The organism is Staphylococcus sp. HMSC072E01, from assembly GCF_001814125.1.
GTDB classification, from domain to species: Bacteria; Bacillota; Bacilli; order Staphylococcales; family Staphylococcaceae; genus Staphylococcus; species Staphylococcus hominis.
This window is the reverse complement of sequence record NZ_KV814979.1, coordinates 1-238: the sequence shown is the minus strand read 5'-3', so window position 1 is coordinate 238 and position 238 is coordinate 1. Positions and strand designations below refer to the sequence as shown.

Sequence of the window (238 nt, the reverse complement as noted above, 5' to 3'; positions counted from 1 at the left end):
ATGCAGGTTACCCGCGACAGGACGGAAAGACCCCGTGGAGCTTTACTGTAGCCTGATATTGAAATTCGGCACAGCTTGTACAGGATAGGTAGGAGCCTTTGAAACGTGAGCGCTAGCTTACGTGGAGGCGTTGGTGGGATACTACCCTAGCTGTGTTGGCTTTCTAACCCGCACCACTTATCGTGGTGGGAGACAGTGTCAGGCGGGCAGTTTGACTGGGGCGGTCGCCTCCTAAAAG

General features: G+C 54.6%; 1 rRNA gene. It reads left to right on the top strand.

Going from position 1 to position 238, the window contains the following annotated elements:
* Positions 1–238 (top strand): 23S ribosomal RNA (locus tag HMPREF2953_RS07770); the annotation flags it as partial.